Genomic DNA, 19,929 nt, shown 5'->3' with positions numbered 1-19,929 from the left:
CATTACCTTTGATTGGACCATAATGTTTTTATAAAGTTCCCCCGTCAGCTTTAAACAGGCAGTAGAAAAAACAACAACAGGGTTGGCACCGGTCAAGGTTGTCTGAACCGATCAGGCCTTATTCGTAGATTATCTGAGGAATTTATGAACTTTAGGGTTTCTTTGTTTTGCTGCATTGATAAAATCCCTATCATCTTTAAGCTCCGGAGCAGCATAACTGAAAGCTCCAGGATTTATTTCAATTAGTTCGAGCATATACTGGCGATCCATCAATACCTCTTTACTGACTACTCGTAAGTGACGGATACTATTAGCAGTGATCATTCGGATAATGTCTTTATCGCCTCGGAGTCTTTGGCTTGCAAAACGCAGAGATTTTGGATTCTTTGCGACAGCGGCCTTGATGACATCGCTGTCATCTCTCAGTTTCTTACTCAATTTTCGCAATTGTGCAGGATCTTTTGAAATGGCGGGTAATACAAAGTTTTTATCATTCCGAACCTGTTTACTGGCATATTCCAATCCATGTTTCAGCACGGCATTCCTGATCTTTTCTTTATGATCCCCAATTGGCTGGCCCGGTGATACATCAAACTCCAATTTGTCATTGCAAGATGGGCTGATAACAAAGTATTGATTTCCCAAGTCATACACTTGCTCAATCAATCGAGTAGCGATTTTGGGTTTGAGAAGTAAAACATGATTTAAGAGCTCTCTGCGGGTGTCCTCACTCATCTCATCACTCATCAAGATTTCCTGCGCAGTTTGTTCAGATTCTTCCCGACTTACCAATGACAAAAGATAAATACACAACCGATGAGCATAATCAACAAACTGTTGATGGTGTTTGCTCAATAACTGGCGCCAAGCGGCAGTTTTGTGCCAACCACTACTAGGCTCATAAGACATTAAGAAAAGGCCATGTTGAAAGGCGAATCTATCTGCTTCTGTCACAACATCATGATCAAGGCGTTGTGCAAGCACGTTAAAGTCCCAATGGCTTCCTTCAAAAATGGGTCTGCTCTGCAACCGAAAATCCAGATCACGCATCTCACTTAAGACAATGATCAGTTTTTCAAAGGCATACTGCATGGTTTTACGTAATTTTATTCGAGAGCATTCGACGATCATTTCACCCGCTACGGCGTTGCAACTCAGCTTCATGGGATCAGCATTTTCATCCAGTTTGATCTCTCTCAAAAATTGCGCCAGAAACCACATACGCCTGAACTTGCCGAAATTTTCAGCGTTATCATCTTTTTCAAATTGGTCAGAAAATGTCAACCGCAGGGTTCGTCCTTTCCCCCCCTCTGCGTGTTCAAGCAGCTCGATAAGGCTCACGTGACTGCCAAGATTCAGGTTAACAATCACAGCCTCATCCATAGTGATAACAGTCCCTCGACGCCTCAATGCTTTAATTAATGTTTTGCCATTCGGGCTCAGTATCGCTGCCTTCTCATCCAGGTTACCCCGAACTGTGCAATCAACGTAGTCAACGAAACCTTCCCTGGAAAGCCTGCCCTGGCCCGAGTCCAGAGTGATCGGTGCCAATGCCTCCACAAAACGCTGATGCAGGGCAAAAATCAGTTCATGGACACTTCGCACCTGTTCAGCGCTTTCAGGGTTGAGTGCTTGAAGACAGGATTGTAGCTGATGACAGTCTGCCAGCCACTGACGAAAGCTTACCGGGGATAACTTCTCTTCTTCGGCAGATTGCATGGGAAGAGTGATACGCTCTAACCCGGATTGAATGGTCTGTTTCAACATCTCGAACCGGTTGCTCAGCAGCGGTAATTCTTGCCGCAATGACTCGACTCTGTCTGAACTTTGCTTAACAGCCAGTTGCAGGAATGCCCCGTACCCATCCAGCAGCGCTTGAGCCCCATGAACCAGTCGATTTACGCTGCCCAAGGTCTCTGCCAATAGCTTTGATCGTTGTGGTGACATGCTCAGTTTTACCGGGTTTGCCAGACAATCCAGCCCGCCGCCGGTGGCAAAAAATGCCAACAGGCGGGCATTTTGATCCGTGAGCCATTGAAATCCGCTGGCGACCTGACGGAGTGCGCCTTCTGAGAGGGACAATTCATCCCATGCAGGGATGGCTTTTGCCGAAGGTTCATCAGAAACAGCAGAGGATAGAATGCCGTGACTCAACAGTTTCCCGGTCATGTCACCGGCAACAATAAAGGCACCGGGCTTACCGTTAAAGCGGGCACAGGCCAGCGTCGCCTGTTGGCCAACCTGAGCGGCCACGGACTCAAACTGGTCACCGGCCAGCATCAGGGTTTTTCGTTGCTGTTTCATCAGGATCGCGACATGATCATTGAATCCGCCTGTGGCAGTAACAAAGCCTCCTGCCCGCTTCAGGAACCCGGGCTCAAGCATCCAGTCTTTAGCGTGTCGGGCCACGACTATGGCTCCCTCTGGCATAGAGTCTGCCGCTGATTCTTCAGCCAGCCAGAGTGGTCCGGTGCAATAGCCTTCGCTGACACCCTCGCCAATGGCCAGGGTCTCTTCGGGTATGGACATGGCGAAATCCAGGCCGCCGGAGAGTCGGGTGACAGGACGCACCTGCAACAGGAACAGACGACCCTGATAGTTTATGGCAAACTCCACATCCACCGGACAGAGCAACAACTTTTCCAGCTTTGTCAGCATCACCCTGAGGTCTGCAACCATGTCATCAGTGAGTTGTTGTTCAACGTCGTTTGATTGGGCATCGGCATCATCCATTCTTATTTCCGAATAGCCGTTATTGTCTTTACGCAGGATGTAATGACTTGAGATGGTCCCGGGAAAGTATTGATAGCTGTCGGCGCCTTCCTTGCGAAAAATATCAATACGATGGGGCCTGTTACCGGACTGCCCGGCCACTATCCCTCTGGGCTGCCCCCGTGTGAACTCAACCCTGACGGTATCATCATCAAAGGATTGAAAACTCATGGCGACTCCGCCGTGCAGGCAGTCAATACACTCCTGGATAATCAGCGCCATGGGTTGCGGTATGCCTTCGGAACAGACTTCAGGCCGGTAAGCTGAGGCCATAACCTTTAGACAGGTTCGCAAAATATCCTCATCTCCCTGAACTTCCGAAAGGTATTTGCCCGCCTGGGCGTCGCCGTAGTTATCTTCATTGATGCCGGAACTGCGGACAATAAGCGGCCCTGATGTTGATAGTCCGTGATCCCTGATGTGTTGGGCCGCTTCAGAATCTCTAACCTGCTCATAAAAGTCATCACTGGCAATAAAGTTCGCCAGACCTGCCAGCCAGCTGTCTCTTCTGGCTTGCTCTGAAGGCAGCATCGCATTGAGGCATTCCCTGATGTTTGCCAGACTGATATTTGCCTCCGGTTCATCGCCGATCCCGGGGAAATAGGGTTCCAGACGCTGGCTATCCAGAGGGTATTGTTCCAGCGCATTGGTGACCTGAGTTGTCACACACTGAAACGCCGGCACAGACAAACCGGCTGCTTTCATGCGCTGCAAAAACATTCCCTTGCCGCCCAGTAGTGCCCGGTTGGCAACAGAACAATGAGCAGCCTGATCTGCAACAGGTGAGTGGCATTTGCGCTTGGCTAGTGACGTTGCGTCGCAGTAGCCAATGGGTTCAAGATCACTGAAATACCTTTTGTATGAACTATCAGCCTTAATATTCTGATTGGGGACACTGGCCAGGCTTTGAAAATCTGATCTGCCAATTTTTTCAGGTGGTAAAGGTAACATAAAGATATCCTTCTCACGTTAATATTCATCCTTGAATCAACGACTGGTGATTATCTTTACGTTTGACAATCATGTTTTTATAAAGTTCCCCCGTCAGCTTCAGGCACGCAGTAGAAAAAACAACAGGGTTGGCACTGGTCCACATTTTCTGAATCGATCAGGCCTTGTTTGCAGATTATCTGAGGTATTCACGAAGTTCGGGGCTTCTTTGTTTTGCTGCATTGATAAAAGCTTCATTATCTTTAAGCTCGGAAGCAGCATAATGGAAAGCTTCATGATTCTTTGCAATTAACTCCAGCATATACTCAGGATCACTCAATACCGTATCACTGGCGAATGTTAAGGCATAAATGCCATCAGCAATTGCCAATCCAATAATGCTTTTATCGCTCCGAAGTCTTTTACTGGCATAACGCAAAGCTCCCGGATACTTTTCGACAGCGGCTATGACAATCTCTCTATCATCTCGCAACTTTTCACTCAAATATCGCAGCTCCATGGGATGTTCTGACATGACGGGTAATACAAAGTCTTTATCATTTCGAACCCGCTGGCTGGCACAGTCCAGACCATGTTTCAGCAAGGCACTCCTGAGCTTTTCTTTATGATCCCCGAGCGGTGGGCCCGGTGGCGCATAAAACTCCAATTTGTGTCTGAACGATGGATTGATAACAAAGCATTGATTTTCCAGGTTATACACTCGCTCAACCAATCGGGTGGCGCTTATGGGATTTAATAATAAAAAATGATGTAAGAGTTCCCTGCGGATATCCTCAGTTATCTCATCACTCATTAACATTTCCAGCAGGCTTTCCTCCGGTTTTTCCCGGAGAAATACTGAGTACTGACAGGCACCAAACCGCCGGGCATGATGAATAAACTGTTGGTAGTATTTGCTTAATAACCGGCAGCAAGCTGCTGTAATGTACCAACTCCCCCCACTCCGATAAGACATTACGAAAAGGCAATGTTGAAAGGCGAATCTATCCTCTTCTGTCGCAACATCACGACCAAGGCGCTGTGCAAGCCGGTTAAAGTCCCACTGGCCGCCTTCAAAAATAAGTTTATCCCCGAACTGACGATCGAGATTATACATAGCACGTAATACAATGATCAGATGTTCAAAGGCATACTGCATGGATTTACGTGATTTCATTCGGGGGCATTCGACGATCATTTCACCCGCTGCGGCGTTGCAACTCAGCTTCATGCTACCCGCATTTTCATCCAGTCTGATCTCTTTAAGAAGTTGCGCCAGAAACCACATACGCCTGAACTTGCCGGATCTACCATAGTCAAAAGGTCTATCAAATTTGTCAGAAAAGGTTAGCCGCAAGGTTCTTTCTTTACCTCCCTCTGCCTGTTCAAGTAGCTCGATCACGCCCACATGACTGCCAAGATTCAGGTTAACAATTATGGCTTCATCCATACTGATAACCGTCCCTGAGAGCCCCAACTCTTCCATGTATGCTCTGCCGGTCGGCCTCAATAGCGGTTCCTCATCACTTGAGGTTGTACAATCGACATAGGTAATTTTCCTTTCACTGGACAGTCGGCCCTGACCCGAGGCTATTGTGACCGGTGCCAGTGCCTTTACGAAGCGCTGATGCAGGGCAAAAATCAGCTCATGGACACTCCGGACCTGATCAGCCTGCTTGGGGTTAAGTGCCTGAAGGCAAGATTGCAGCTGCTGGCAGGCGGCCAGCCAGTGACGAAAAGCGCCCTTGGATTTCTGGTCTTCTTCACCGGCTTGCGAGGGGAGAATGATACTCTCCAAACCATATCGGATGGTCTTTTTCAGAGCCTCGAAGCGGTTGACCAGTTGCGGTAACTCTTCCCGCCATGACTTGAGCGGAGATAAATCACTGTTACCCGCCAGCCCCAGGAATGCCCGGTACCCAGCCAACAGTGACTGAGTCCCAAGCACCAGCCGATTGACGCTCTCCCTGGTCTCAGCCAGTAGCTTTGATCGTTGTGGCGACATGCTCAGTTTTATCGGGTTTGCCAGACAATCCAGTCCGCTGCCGGAGGCAAAAAATACCAACAGTCGGGCGTTTTGTTCCGTGAGCCATTTAAATCCGCTGGCAACCTCAAGGAATGTGCCTTCAGGGGGAGACAAATCCTCCCGTGACGGGATGGCCTTTGCCAGGGGTGCATCAGCAACAGCAGAGGCCAGGCTTCTGCGACTGGCCAGTTTTCCGGTAAGATCACCAACAACAATAAAGGCTCCGGGCTCACCGTTAAAGCGGGCGCAGGCCAGCGTCGCCTGCTGGCCATTCTGAGGGGCCAATGCCGCAAACTCTTCAGCGCACCGCATTAAGGTTATTTTTTCCTGTTTCATGAGGATCGCTACATGATCATTGAATCCCGCTTTTGCAAAGACAAAACCCCCTGCTTGCTTAAGGAACTCTGGCTCAAGCATCCACTCTTCAGCGTGGTCGGCCACGACAATGGCTCCCTTTGGCATAGAGTCAGCCGCTTGTTCCCGGGCCAGCCAAAGTGTTCCGGTGCAATAGCCTTCGCTGATGCCCTCACCAATGGTCAGAGTCTCTTTGGGTATGAGCATGGCAAAATCCATGCTGCCAGAGAGTCGGGTAACAGGGCGCACCTGTAACAGCAACAGGCAACCCCGGCGATCAATGGCAAACTCCACATCCACAGGACAGAGCAACAGGTCTTCCAGCTTTGTCACCGCCTCTATGAGTTCTGAAACCGTTTCATCAGTGAGTTTCTGTCCACCGTCGTCTGATTGAGCATTAACATTATCAATTGATATTTCCGAGTAGCCGTTGTTCTTTTTGTGCAGAACGAAATGACTTGAGATCGTCCCGACAAAGTATTGATAGCTGTCAGCTTCTTCTTTACGATCCTCGCGATAAATATCAATACGGTGGGGCCTGTTGCCGGACTGCCCTGCTACCACACCTTTGGGTTGACCGTATGTGTACTCAACCCTGACGGTATCATCCTGAAAAGATTGAAAGCTCATGACAACCCCGCCGTATTTGCAGTCAATACACTGCTGGATGATCAGTGCCATCGGTTTTGGTATGCCTTCGGGACAGACTTCAGGCCGATAAGCTGAAGCCATGACCTTAAGGCAGGTACTTAAAACATCCTCTTCTTCCTGAATTAAAGAAAGGTATTTGCCCGCCTGGGCATCGCCGTAGTTATCTTCCTTAATGCCAGAGCTGCGCACAATCACGGGCTGTGATTTAGAAAGCTCTTCCAGCTGGCGGCGCAAAGCCCTGATTTGCCGGGCCGCGTCGGAATCTTTAACCTGTTGGTAATAGTCATCACTGGCAATAAATTGCGCCAGACCCACCAGCCATTCATCCCTTCTGGTTTGCTCTGAAGGCAGCAAGGCATTGATAGACTCCCGGATGCTTTTGACACTGGTTTCAGTCTGGGGTTCACAAACAAACTCAGGTAAATAACGGTCTAAAAGATGGGTATCCAAAGGGTGTTGTTCAAGCCCATTCATGATCTGGGCAGTAACACATTCAAAGGGCGGAACAGACAGACCGGCTTTTTTCATGCGCCGCAAAAACATTCCCTTGCCCCCAAATTGTTCCCGGTTGCCGGAAAAACAGTCAGCAGCCTGATCTGAATCAGGTGGACGGCAGGTGCGCTCGGTCAGTGACTTTGGATCGGGAACGACAGTGGTATCATGACCAGCCAAATAGCCTTCGGATGAACCATCAGCCCCTATGGATGGAATCGCAGTCCCGGCATTCTGATCCGGATTCGTTGTCAGGCTGTAAAGGTCTGATTTATCAACTAGAGCAGCAGGTAACATCAAGAAATCCCTCTCATATTAATATCCATCCCAGAGTTATTGGTTAGCATTGACATCCTCCCCGCCCTAAAGAGGGTGTCGCAAAACTCTGGTTCACATCTTCAGAGGGTGTCGCAAAACTCTCTCCAGCGTGGGAACGATTTGACTCCCGTCATTCCCGGCTTCATTCTCGTCATTCCCGGCTTCATTCTCGTCATTCCCGGCTTCATTCTCGTCATTCCCGGCTTCATTCTCGTCATTCCCGCGAAAGCGGGAATCCACACTGACTGACCACCAGAACCATACTGCCCGGTGCCCCCCTGGCCTTGTCATCCCCGAGAAGGCAGAGATCCACCGTTGGCGCTGGATTCCCGCCTTCGCGGGAATGACGACCTAAGAGCATGGGAACGAGCTGTTGGAGTTTTGCGACACCCTCTAAAGGACGGGGATTCCTACGGCTAGACGGTCATGCCCGACCGCAGTGTATACCTTACCCTATAGCGGCATACACCTTATTCGACAATCTGCTCTACCTTTCGGATTGTCTAGGCGACCCCGTTAACAAACACGGGCAGAAAGCGGAAGGTATTTTACTTTTCCTGTCAGGTAGCGTAATCGCTAAAAACACCTGACGGATAGTAAAGTAGCACAAGGGGCTTGCTCTGCAAGCCGAGCTTTCATCCCCGTCATCAAAGTACGGGGTTTTACGCTCATTCGATAACTGCCTTTCACCACAGCGACTGATATTTACCTAAGTACCCGTTTGAGAACCTCAACCACCCTGGCTTGATTGCCACTATGGTGTCGGGAGTTAAAGATAGCCGAATATATTGATGCCCGTATCACAAATGACTCTGATGTTCGTAATGTCACTATTGGACAAGTTGTAGTTGCAATGATCATCAATGGCTTGGGCTCTACGGGGCAAACTCTGTACATAGTAGTAATTCATTGTTTACCGGCACTGAGTAGCGACATTCTGCCTATGCAGAAAGACGGACACTTTGCTCGTTTCGCTCAACAATAGAATGAACTTTCTTTTCAAAACCGACTCTAACCGACGAGATTATTGTTCGACATCCTTAACTATCGGGAATAAATATTTACTCTCGGGGAACCAGACATGAATGGAATAGATACTGACTTCAGTAGTGAAAGTCACAACTCACCACCACCCGGGCAAGAGGAATCGGCAACAACAACGGGCACCATTGCAGGCAGGAGTGTCACTGTAGCAATCAGGGAAAAAAAGGATAAACCCTCACTGCTGGACTTATCCTCATTACCCATGATTTTTCGCTGTCTGGAACTTCGGGATATCTGCCGTTTAAAACAGGTATGTACCCTCCTGCGCGATGCAATCAAAGAGGATAATGCTGAGGCAAAAGCCTGGTATCGCCGTTTTCCTTCCTCGCACCAGAATCAGCTGAGGATAGCCATCAATACAAAAAACAAGGATCAACTTCGTGATTGGTTTGAATCGTTCACGAATGATCAGGCGTTAGTGAAGTCACTCACAGATCGCGACCCGGAGGGGGCTTATGTGCCTGCTCTGTTTTTTTTCACCAAAGCCAGACTGATGGCTGAATGTAAAACATTTAAATTAGTCACAACGTCAACCATTCACGAACATAAATTCCTGATCTCAGCCAGCCTCAGTTTCGATGGCTGCCACTTGGTCACCGCCTGTCAAGATCACTCAGCAAAAATCTACTTTCATAAGGATGTTGGATTATGGGAACTAAAACTCGTCATTCGCCATGCCCATTGGGTCTTTTCAGCCACCTTCAGCCCCAATAGTCTGCATCTGGTGACTACCAGTTATGATGGCAAGGCCTTAATTCACAGCCACAAGGCCGATGGGTCCTGGGAACTGGCAGGCATCATTGCTCATACTGATGGTGTCGTCTCAGCCAGCTTCAGCGCTGATAGCCGCCATCTGGTGACTGCCAGTAAAGATAAAACGGCAAAAGTCTATGGCCTCAGGGACGATGGATCATGGAGAAGCGAAGCTACTATCTTGCAGAAAAGTCCGATCAAATTTGCCAGCTTCAGCTCCGATGGCCAGCATCTGGTGACCGCCTGTAAAGATAAAACGGCAAAAATCCTTAGTCAGCAGGCCGATGAATCATGGTTAGAAAAAGTCAGCATCGACCATCATGGCAGCGTCCAATCAGCCACCTTCAGCCCCAATAGCCACCATCTAGTCACTACCAGTAAAGATGGCAAGGCTGTAATCTACGGTCATAAGGCCGATGGATCATGGCAACCAGAAGACACCATTCACCATACTGACTGTGTCTGCGATGCCAACTTTAGCCCCGATAGCCGTTATCTGGTAACTGCCAGTAGTGATAACACGATAAAAATCTGTGCCCGGAAAACCGATGGATCATGGGAGCCTGTCGCCAACATCAGCCATGAAGACGAAGTCTTCTCAGCCACTTTCAGCCCTGATGGCCGTCATGTGGTGACTGGCAGTGGTGACGAAACAGCAAAAATAATTGGTCAGGAGGCCGATGGTACATGGTTAGAAAAAGCCAGCATTTCCCACCATAACAGCATTAACCCTCATGGTTGCTGCGTCACCTCAGCAGCCTTCAGTGCCGATGGCAGCCATTTAATCACCGCCGGTTCCGACGGCGCAGTCAAAATCACTGAACTACGGAGCAGTAATTCATTGTTTACCGTCACTGAGTAACGACATTCTGCCTATGCAGAAAGACGGACACTTTGCTCGTTTCGCTTACCAATAGGATGAACTTTCTTTTCAAAGCCGACTCTAACCAACGAGATTATTGTTCGACATCCTTAACTATCGAGAATAAATATTTACTCTCGGGGAACCAGGCATGAATGGAATAGATACTGACTTCAGTAGTGAAAGTCACACCTCACCACCACCCGGGCAAGAGGAATCGGCAATAACAACGGGCACCATTGCAGGCAGGAGTGTCACTGTAGCAATCAGGGAAAAAAAGGATAAACCCTCACTGCTGGACTTATCCTCATTACCCATGATTTTTCGCTGTCTGGAACTTCGGGATATCTGCCGTTTAAAACAGGTATGTACCCTCCTTCGCGATGCAATCAAAGAGGATAATGCTGAGGCAAAAGCCTGGTATCGCCGTTTTCCTTCCTCGCACCAGAGTCAGCTGAGGATAGCCATCAATACAAAAAATAAGGATCAACTTCGTGATTGGTTTGAATCGTTCACGAATGATCAGGCGTTGGTGAAGTCACTCACAGATCGCAACCCGGAGGGGGCTTATGTGCCTGCTCTGTTTTTTTTCACCAAAGCCAGGCTGATGGCTGAATGTAAAACATTTAAATTAGTCACAACATCGACCATTCACGAACATAAAGCACTGATCTCAGCCAGCCTCAGTGTCGATGGCTGCCACTTGGTCACCGCCTGTCAAGATCACACAGCAAAAATCTACTTTCATAAGGATGCTGGATTGTGGGAACTAAAACTCGTCGTTCGCCATGCCCATTGGGTCAATTCAGCCACCTTCAGCCCCGATAGTCAGCATCTGGTGACTACCAGTTATGATGGCACGGCCTTAATTCACAGCCACAAGGCCGATGGGTCCTGGGAACTGGCGGGCATCATTGCTCATACTGATGATGTCGTCTCAGCCAGCTTCAGCGCTGATAGCCGCCATCTGGTGACTGCCAGCAAAGATAAAACGGCAAAAGTCTATGGCTTCAGGGACGATGGATCATGGGAAAGCGAAGCTACTATCTTGCAGAAAAGTAAGATCAAATTTGCCAGCTTCAGCTCCGATGGCCAGCACCTGGTGACCGCCTGTAAAGATAAAACGGCAAAAATCCTTAGTCAGCAGGCCGATGAATCATGGTTAGAAAAAGTCAGCATCGACCATCATGGCAGCGTCCAATCAGCCACCTTCAGCCCCAATAGCCACCATCTAGTCACTACCAGTAAAGATGGCAAGGCTGTAATCTACGGTCATAAGGCCGATGGATCATGGCAACCAGAAGACACCATTCACCATACTGACCGTGTCTGCGATGCCAACTTTAGCCCCGATAGCCGTTATCTGGTAACTGCCAGTAGTGATAACACGATAAAAATCTGTGCCCGGAAAACCGATGGATCATGGAAACCTGTCGCCAACATCAGCCATGAAGACGCAGTCTTACTAGCCACTTTCAGCCCTGATGGCCGTCATGTGGTGACTGGCAGTGACGACGTAACAGCGAAAATAATTGGTCAGGAGGCCGATGGAACATGGTTAGAAAAAGCCAGCATTTCCCACAATAACAGCATTGACCCTGATGATGGCTGGATCACCTCAGCAGCCTTCAGCGCCGATGGCAGCCATGTGATCACCGCCGGTTCCGACGGCGCAGTCAAAATCACTGAACTACGGAGCAGTAATTCATTGTTTACTGTCACTGAGTAACGACATTCTGCCTGTGCAGAAAGACGGACACTTTGCTCGTTTCGCTTAACAATAAGATGAACTTTCTTTTCAAAGCCGACTCTAACCAACGAGATTATTGTTCGACATCCTTAACTATCGAGAATAAATATTTACTCTCGGGGAACCAGGCATGAATGGAATAGATACTGACTTCAGTAGTGAAAGTCACACCTCACCACCACCCGGGCAAGAGGAATCGGCAACAACAACGGGCACCATTGCAGGCAGGAGTGTCACTGTAGCAATCAGGGAAAAAAAGGATAAACCCTCACTGCTGGACTTATCCTCATTACCCATAATTTTTCGCTGTCTGGAACTTCGGGATATCTGCCGTTTAAAACAGGTATGTACCCTCCTGCGCGATGCAATCAAAGAGGATAATGCTGAGGCAAAAGCCTGGTATCGCCGTTTTCCTTCCTCGCATCAGAATCAGCTGAGGATAGCCATCAATACAAAAAACAAGGATCAACTTCGTGATTGGTTTGAATCCTTCACGAATGATCAGGCGTTGGTGAAGTCACTCACAGATCGCAACCCGGAGGGGGCTTATGTGCCTGCTCTGTTTTTTTTCACCAAAGCCAGGCTGATGGCTGAATGCAAAACATTTAACTTAGTGACTAGATCAACCATCAAACTAAATAGCCGCATCGACTCGGCCAGTCTCAGTGTCGATGGCTGCCACCTGGTCATTACCCGTTACGATAACGACACAGCACAAATCTACGTTCACAAGGGTGCTGGCTTATGGGAAGTAAAAGACATCATTCACCATGCCGATTGGCTCAGATCAGCCACCTTCAGCCCCGATGGTCAGCATATGGTAACTGCCAGTACCGATGGCACGGCTGTAATCTGTGGCCATCAGGCCGATGGGTCCTGGGAAAGAGTAGGCTGCATTACCCATACTGCCCGTGTCAGCTCAGCCAGTTTCAGCACCGATGGTCGCCGTGTGGTAACCGCCAGTAGAGATCAAACGGCAAAAATCTATGGCCTCAGGGACGATGGATCATGGAAAAGTGAAGCCACTATCCAACAGGACAGTCCGATCAAAAGAGCCAGCTTCAGCTCCGATGGCCGCCATCTGGTTATAGCCAATAAGCATCGTACGGCAACAATCCTCAGCCAGCAGGCCGGTGAATCATGGTTAGAAAATACCAGCTTTGAACATGATAACAGCATCAAATCAGCGACCTTCAGCCCCGATGATCACTATATGGTGACCGCCAGTACCGATTACACGGTTGTAATCTTCGGTCATAAGGCCGATGGATCATGGGAACAAGAAGACACCATTCACCATAATTTCTGGGTCTACAAAGCCAACTTCAGCCCCGATAGCCGCTATCTGGTGACTGCCTGTGAGGATCGCAGGGCAAGAATCTATAGCCAGAAAGCCGGTGGGTCGTGGCAACAAGAAGCCAGCATTTTCCATGAAGGCGGAGTCATATCAGCCACTTTCAGCCCTGATGGCTGCCATGTGGTGACTGCCAGCAAAGACGGAACAGCGACAATAATTGGTCAGGAGACCGATGGGTCATGGTTAGAAAAAGCCCGCATTTCACACAAAAACGGCATTTTTTCTAATGATTGCGGTTTAAAATCAGCCGCCTTCAGCGCCGATGGTCGCTATGTGGTAACCGTCTCCAGGGACCGTTCGGTGAAAATCACTGAACTACGGAGTAATCATTAATGGCTCTCTAGGAGCCTCCTAGTGCATCAATAAATTACTTTCTTTTGACAGTACTGTTTTTATAAAGTTCACTCTTCAGCCTTAAGTTTGCCACGATACCTTGTCGAGACGATTGATGTCGGTGGCTGGAAAAAACTCCACCCAAACATGCCAAAACATGCCGGGCCGCAGGGCTTCAATCCGCATCAATCGGCCACGATCCGATCGGCCATTGAAGTCGATACGGGTGACAGACTGACCGCTGTCGTTGTACCAGGCCCCAAGACTTTCCAGTTTAGAATCGTATGCAATGACTACCGCTCGACCGCCAATCGTCACGTTGATGACATTATCCTGCTCAAACACAAAGTCCTCTGTATAGGCCACTGCATCACCATTTAGCGCGATACCCCATATATACGTCTTGTTAGGGAGCCGATCATCATAATGGGTCATATTATCGATAACAGGCGTGTTCTCACGAGCATGCCGACCGAGCAAGACAGCAAAGATCGAGTCGATACCGGCATCCAGCAAACGCAGAAACGGATTAGACACCGGCTTGTTCAGAAACACACGCCCATTTGGATAGGCCTTTTCAAAGGCGCGAAAACTCATGCGAAACGTTGGCCAAAGCGGCATGCCCTGGCGCTCGCAGGTCGAATGTCTGTCGGGCCGTCCATGACTGTTTGCAGACAAGTCGCAAACGCGCTGACCGAAAATATGCTGAATCGGCTCACGGGTTTGTTTGTCACGCATCACCAGGTTATTACCATGCTGTGCCAGCACGTCTAAATCGATAGGACGGCCATCCATTTCGGCCTTGAAGCCCAAACCCAGATTTGCCAGTGCGCAATAAGTCATGATCAAGCGCTTCTCGCCACCAAGACCTCTGGCACTGCTGGCCAGGTGCGGCCGACTCAAGTCGTAATCACTATGCGCAGCCGCTTCGCCATTGTTCTCGATCACCAGCATACTGGTGGAGGGATTGATAAAGTTGCGAGCCTTGTCGATGGAGTAATAGCTTGCAGTGCCTTGCTGATTGCGCAGGCCTATGTGAATCCAGACATAGGGAAAGCCATAGAACAATGTCACCAGTGCTGCCGCTGACCAGAAGGTCCAGCCGCTGCCGGCATCATACGTCAGATGACACAGGGCCATCAGCAACGCCAGACCAAGGCCGATTGCCATGAGGCGACGCTCCTGGCGAATCGCACGAAGGATGTTTTCTCGCTTAACCCTGATGAACGACTGACTGATATCACCCAGATCCCGAAACAGAATCGCACCAATAACCAAAGTGCCTGCCAGACTGAGCCAGAAGACCCACTGCCATAACATGATCCGAACCTCCGAGAGAACATGGTTGCCGCCGAAGAATTGACCGGATGTATAACAACCCCTGATGCTTTGCTTGTGCATTCTAGCGCATTATCGAACAGCAGATGCCGGAATTGCGGACAATAACCGACAGTGTCCTGGAGAGTTCGTCCCGCTGACAGCGCAAAGTGCTGACTTGCACTCTCAGTACTGAAGCACATTCTTAAAGTCGTATCGGACTTAAAGTCGTCTGGGAGACATATTCAACAACATCCGGGTTCCTGAAGATTGCTGACCTGATAAAATCCTTATCGTATCTAAGTTCATCAGCAGCATAGTCGAAAACATGATGATCACGTTCAATCAAGTTCAGCAAATACTCGCGATCACTCAGTACCTTTGTACTGGCACATCGTAAGTAAACAATATCATTATCGATAACTATTTTTATAATGTCTTTATCACTTCGGATTCTTTCACTTGCATATCTCAGCGCGGTTGGATAACTGGCGATAGCGGCCTTTACAATATTTTCATCATCCCGTATTTCCGGGCTGACATATTGCAGCCAATTGCCGTGCTTTTTGATTGCGGTCATGACAACCTCTTTATCATTCTTCATTTTTTCACCAGCAAACTCAAGGTTTTCTTGACGCTCTGCAATGATTGGTAATACCAGGTCTTTATCATTCCTGACCCGTTGACTGCCATATTGCAGTCCGTGCATCAGCAAGGTTTTTTTGAAAATTTCTTTATCATCAGAAAGCCACAGATCCGGAGGGATTTCAAAACTTGGTCTGTAACTGTAGGATGATGGTTTTATAACATAGTATTTATCTCTCAAATCGGGGTAAACATCCTCAACCAATGGAGCCGTTCTTTTGGCATCCAGGAATAACAAATGATGTAAAAATTCCCTGAGGGTTTCTTCAGTGATCTCATTGCTTATTAATATTTGCCGATAGTCGTCCTCCGATTTATCACGACACGATTTATCACGACACGATTTATCACGACACTCTGCAAACCGTTGGGCATAATTAATAAATTGCTGGTAGTGTTCGGGTAATAAAAGCAAATAATCAGGACTGCAGGTGAAATGCTGCTCATAATACATTGCGAAAAGGCAATGTTGAAAGGCGAAGCTGTCAGCTTCTGCCGCAATATCGCCAGTCAGGCGTTGTGCAAGCAAGCTAAAGCTCCACTGATCTCCTTCAAAAACCTTAATGTACTGCATTTTACAATCCACATTACGCATATCACGTAACACAATGATCAGTTTTTCAAAGGCATCCTGCATGTTTTTAGTTGATTTCATTCGCGTGCATTCGACGGTAATGCCTCCGGCTACTGCATTGCAATTCAGCTTCATGCTATCAGCATTTTCATCCAGTTGGAGCACTTTCAATAACTGCACCAGAAGCCACATACGCTTTAACTTGGCGGTTTTACCAACACCATCATCTTTATAAAACTGGTCAGAGAATTTCAGCCGTAAGGTTCGTTCTTTGCCTCCCTCTGCGTATTCAAGCAGATCAATAAGGCACACATGACTTCCAAGCTTCAGGTTAACAATCAAGACATCATCCATAATGACCACAGTCCCATAACAATTAAGCTTTTCGATTAATGGCTTCGAGGACGGCCTCGATAGCGGCGCCTTTTCTCCCGGGTTGCGCTGAGTTGTGTAATCAAGGTAGGTAATTTTCTTTTCTTTTGATAGCTCGCCCTGACCGGAATGCTGACTGATCGGTGCCAGTGCATTTACGAAGCGCCGGTGCAAGGCAAAAATCAGCTCATGAACACTCCGGACCTGCTCAACCTCTTTAGGATTCAGTGCTTGCAAAGAGGATTTCAGTTGCTGACAGGCAGTCAGCCATTGATGAAATGTTATCTGCCTGTTTTTACCATTATCAAGAAGCAGGATGATAGTCTCTAACCCGGATCGGATGGTCTTTTTCAGCGCCTCGAACCGGTTGCTCAATGTCAGTATTTCATCCCGCAATGACCGAACCTCGAAAGTTTCCGAATAGCCGTTATTGTTTTTGTGCAGGACAAAGTAACTTGACACCTTGCCGGGAAAGTATTGAAAGTTTTCAGCGCCTTCCCTGCGACAAATATCGATACGGTGGGGCGTGTTACCGGACTGTCCTGCTACTGCTGCGCCTCTGGGCTGACCCAGTGTGTACTCAATCCTGACGGTATCATCCTAAAAGGATTGAAAGCTCATAACGACTCCACCATATCGACAATCAATACACTGTTGGATGATCAGCGCCATGGGTTGCGGTATGCCTTGGGGACAGACTTCAGGCCGGTAACCTGAGGCCATGACCTTAAGACAGGTTCTGAAAACATCGCCTCCTGCCTGAATGACAGAGAGGTATTTGCCTGCCTGGGCATCGCCGTAGTTATCTTCGTTGATACCGGAACTGCGGATAATCACGGGCTGTGATCCAGAGAGTCTGTCCACCTGACGGTGCAGCCCCCGGATTTTTCGGGCCGCTTCAGAATCTTTAACCTGTTCGTAATAGTCATCACTGGCAATCAATTTCGCCAGACCCGCCAGCCAGTCATCCCTTCTGTTTTAGACAGACCGGCTTCTTTCATGCGCTGCAAAAACATCCCCTTGCCCCCAAATTGTTCCCGGTTGCCGGAAAAACAATCAGCAGCCTGATCTGAAGCAGGTGAACCGCAGTTGCGCTCGGTTAGTGACTTTGGATCGGGAACGACAGTGGTATTATGACCAGCCAAATACCCTTTGGGTGAACCATTAACCCCAATGGATGGACTGGCAGTCACGGCATCCTGATTCGGATTCGTTGTCCGGCTGTAAAGATCTGATTTATCAACTAAAGCAGCAGTTATCACCAAGAAATCCCTCTCATGTTATTATCCATCCCATTACTAGTGCATCAATTAATTAGTTTCTTTTGACAGCAGAATTTTTACAAAGCTCCCTCATCAGCCTGAAGTACGCAATAAGAAAAACAACAACAGGGTTTGCACCGGATGACATTGTCTGAATAGATCAAACCTTATTCGCAGATTATTCGAAGTATTCAGAAACCTCGGGGTTTCTTTTTATTGTGGCCTCGATAAAATCATCATTATCTTTAAGGCTGGATTCAAGCAATAACGATACAGATGACTCAGATTATCAGAGTGAAAACATGAGTGATCGTGTATTTTTTGGTCTAGAGCAATCAAAATGAACATCAGGTGTCAGAATCCTCAAAAAAAACAGTCATATAAACTGTGTGTGCTACTCTCAATCATTCACCGAAAATTGATATTAGTAAAAAACAGGTAATTAACGATGAAAATAGACATAAGATTAATCATTTTACTCTGTCTCTGCTTGCTATCATCTTATTCAAATTCAAATGACCTGCACTTTACATGGAAACTGGAGCGTTTAGGTCAATTAGTACTTGATGGTACAGCCACATCATCCGCTAATTTCAGTCACAATGGGAGAACAATAAATAGCTATTTGAATAACCCCACTAGCTTTTTTAGTTATATTTCCGGGGATCGTTTTGTCAATTATGACCTGACCTCTTCCGCTAATATAGAGCTTAATCAACATAACACGGCCAATCGTGTGCCAGCTTTTTTTAGTAGCTTATTAGGAAATGGCCAACATAACCTTCAGCATCGCTTACACACTCGTTACACACTAAGAAGTGAAACGAAAACAACAGCACGTAAATTTGCCCATATATTAAGCTTTTTTGCTATGCCTTTTATCTGGACTAGCAGGATGCTTTTTCAAAACTTACTAAATAGCGAAGAAAAGGTGAACGCGCTTGAAGCAGCAACGCCAACCACTTTACCAGAACATGTAAGTATCGATAGTCGCTCTATATCTGTATCTCGATCTCCTACAGATGAGACCGATAATGCTCAAACGCTTTTATCGTCAAGCACAAAAGCTATAGACGATAATAATCTTATATTTGACCTTTTCCTGAATAATCCAGAAACACGACAATGGATAATAGAGCATCTACTAAACTCTACGTCCTACGGTACGTTTAATTTGATAATACCTGAGTTATTCAATACAGTCAGACCTGCCAATATTATTGTGCATGAGAAAACCAGTGAAGATGATAGTGCAAACCTGCAACCATCAAATTTTTTATCATTATACTTTCAAAAAGGAACTGTCGTTCAATACCACCTTAGGAAATCACCCAACAATAACATTCAGATATTAGCGATTTCAGTTAACTCCAATTTTTATACCCTGACATTCTCCATCGATAATTATGATGCTGCAGCCAGAGCTAACCAACCCCCCGCACATTTTGCGGAATTCCCGGAAAACTGTAACTGTGGAGGAGCATGCAATTGTGCTACCTCAAGAAATAATGATACTCAGTTCAGCTTTGAAGCCATGAGAGCGACGATGCTCTGTTGGCAGATACTGAACGACAAAGATGGCAGGTTCAGTAAGAAGTTGTTTCGCGGCTTTTCACAAGACTTGCAGGACCGGGAAGCCAGGGACGATTTCAATATGGCGCTTTATCACTCTTTCTCGTCCATGCGTAATGACATAAGATCGCTCACACAAGATGATGTGAAAGAGATCCTGAAATGGCCGAAAAGGAAAGACAAGGATGACGAGCCCAATACCGAGCTGTAATGAACACCAGGTTAAGCTACTTCCACCAGTTCACATTTCTCAGGTGTCGTAGTTTTACCGCTGATCAGGAGGAAGTCCTGTTCACGGGTCGGGAAATTTATGCGCCACAAGTAAAAAAGGCTAAATTAGCCTTACCTGTTGTTTGAACTATGATGCAGCAGCCTCCTACTTTCAGGTATGCAATTATGCAATATGATCTCATCAAGGCATTTCTTGATGCCATTTCGACATTGACCAGCCATCAGATGAATATTCTCATCAAAGCCCTTTCTACAGAGGTTGAGAACAAAACGCATAAGCCGAACCTGAGTAGTTGTTGAAGTTTTGCAACACC

General features: G+C 47.5%; 13 protein-coding genes and 1 pseudogene. 8 read left to right on the top strand and 6 right to left on the bottom strand.

The window, feature by feature from the left end; translation table 11 throughout:
• Positions 1-129: 129 nt before the first annotated feature.
• The gene (locus ACOJUN_RS18995) at positions 130-3,723 is read right to left on the bottom strand and encodes a PEP/pyruvate-binding domain-containing protein (protein WP_422133462.1); all 3,594 of its coding nucleotides are present in this window, start codon (positions 3,721-3,723) and stop codon (positions 130-132) included.
• Between the two features lie 175 nt (positions 3,724-3,898).
• Positions 3,899-7,522 (bottom strand): PEP/pyruvate-binding domain-containing protein, encoded by a 3,624-nt coding sequence (locus ACOJUN_RS18990; RefSeq protein WP_422133461.1) that lies wholly within the window; start codon positions 7,520-7,522, stop codon positions 3,899-3,901.
• Between the two features lie 141 nt (positions 7,523-7,663).
• Here ACOJUN_RS18990 and ACOJUN_RS18985 point away from each other — a divergent pair, with 141 nt between their 5' ends.
• The 6 genes and pseudogenes from ACOJUN_RS18985 (at position 7,664) to ACOJUN_RS18960 (ending at position 13,642) form a co-directional block, all read left to right on the top strand.
• Complete coding sequence (locus ACOJUN_RS18985; protein WP_422133460.1) at positions 7,664-7,792, top strand: hypothetical protein; 129 nt, start codon at positions 7,664-7,666, stop codon at positions 7,790-7,792.
• A gap of 21 nt (positions 7,793-7,813) precedes the next feature.
• Positions 7,814-7,963 carry a hypothetical protein gene (locus ACOJUN_RS18980; protein WP_422133459.1) on the top strand — a complete coding sequence of 50 codons (150 nt, stop codon included), beginning with the start codon at positions 7,814-7,816 and terminating at the stop codon, positions 7,961-7,963.
• A 336-nt stretch (positions 7,964-8,299) separates the two neighbouring features.
• Positions 8,300-8,441 (top strand): annotated as a pseudogene (locus ACOJUN_RS18975) (DUF4277 domain-containing protein); the annotation flags it as partial.
• A 183-nt stretch (positions 8,442-8,624) separates the two neighbouring features.
• Positions 8,625-10,202, top strand: coding sequence for an F-box/WD repeat-containing protein (locus ACOJUN_RS18970; protein ID WP_422133458.1), 1,578 nt, complete (start codon positions 8,625-8,627; stop codon positions 10,200-10,202).
• 151 nt (positions 10,203-10,353) lie between these two features.
• Positions 10,354-11,931 carry an F-box/WD repeat-containing protein gene (locus tag ACOJUN_RS18965; protein WP_422133457.1) on the top strand — a complete coding sequence of 526 codons (1,578 nt, stop codon included), beginning with the start codon at positions 10,354-10,356 and terminating at the stop codon, positions 11,929-11,931.
• Between the two features lie 151 nt (positions 11,932-12,082).
• On the top strand, positions 12,083-13,642 hold the full coding sequence (locus tag ACOJUN_RS18960; RefSeq protein WP_422133456.1) for an F-box/WD repeat-containing protein: 1,560 nt from the start codon (positions 12,083-12,085) through the stop codon (positions 13,640-13,642).
• Between the two features lie 81 nt (positions 13,643-13,723).
• Here ACOJUN_RS18960 and ACOJUN_RS18955 read toward each other — a convergent pair whose 3' ends face one another.
• From ACOJUN_RS18955 to ACOJUN_RS18940, 4 genes are all read right to left on the bottom strand, one after another.
• Positions 13,724-14,962, bottom strand: a complete 1,239-nt coding sequence (locus tag ACOJUN_RS18955; RefSeq protein WP_422133455.1) for a DUF3179 domain-containing (seleno)protein — start codon at positions 14,960-14,962, stop codon at positions 13,724-13,726.
• 202 nt (positions 14,963-15,164) lie between these two features.
• On the bottom strand, positions 15,165-16,946 hold the full coding sequence (locus ACOJUN_RS18950; RefSeq protein ID WP_422133454.1) for a DUF4116 domain-containing protein: 1,782 nt from the start codon (positions 16,944-16,946) through the stop codon (positions 15,165-15,167).
• Between the two features lie 204 nt (positions 16,947-17,150).
• Positions 17,151-17,492, bottom strand: a complete 342-nt coding sequence (locus ACOJUN_RS18945) for a PEP/pyruvate-binding domain-containing protein (RefSeq protein WP_422133453.1) — start codon at positions 17,490-17,492, stop codon at positions 17,151-17,153.
• The gene (locus tag ACOJUN_RS18940) at positions 17,489-17,812 is read right to left on the bottom strand and encodes a hypothetical protein (RefSeq protein ID WP_422133452.1); all 324 of its coding nucleotides are present in this window, start codon (positions 17,810-17,812) and stop codon (positions 17,489-17,491) included. The genes ACOJUN_RS18945 and ACOJUN_RS18940 overlap by 4 nt, the downstream gene beginning before the upstream one ends.
• Before the next feature lie 448 nt (positions 17,813-18,260).
• Here ACOJUN_RS18940 and ACOJUN_RS18935 point away from each other — a divergent pair, with 448 nt between their 5' ends.
• Positions 18,261-19,595, top strand: coding sequence for a hypothetical protein (locus ACOJUN_RS18935; RefSeq protein WP_422133451.1), 1,335 nt, complete (start codon positions 18,261-18,263; stop codon positions 19,593-19,595).
• Between the two features lie 185 nt (positions 19,596-19,780).
• Positions 19,781-19,915, top strand: a complete 135-nt coding sequence (locus tag ACOJUN_RS18930) for a hypothetical protein (RefSeq protein WP_422133450.1) — start codon at positions 19,781-19,783, stop codon at positions 19,913-19,915.
• Positions 19,916-19,929 lie beyond the last annotated feature (14 nt).

Origin of the sequence: Endozoicomonas sp. ALD040 (genome assembly GCF_049275945.1) — a bacterium.
GTDB lineage: Bacteria > Pseudomonadota > Gammaproteobacteria > Pseudomonadales > Endozoicomonadaceae > Endozoicomonas_A.
The sequence above is the reverse complement of the archived record's forward strand: the minus strand, read 5'-3'. Positions and strand labels throughout refer to the sequence as shown.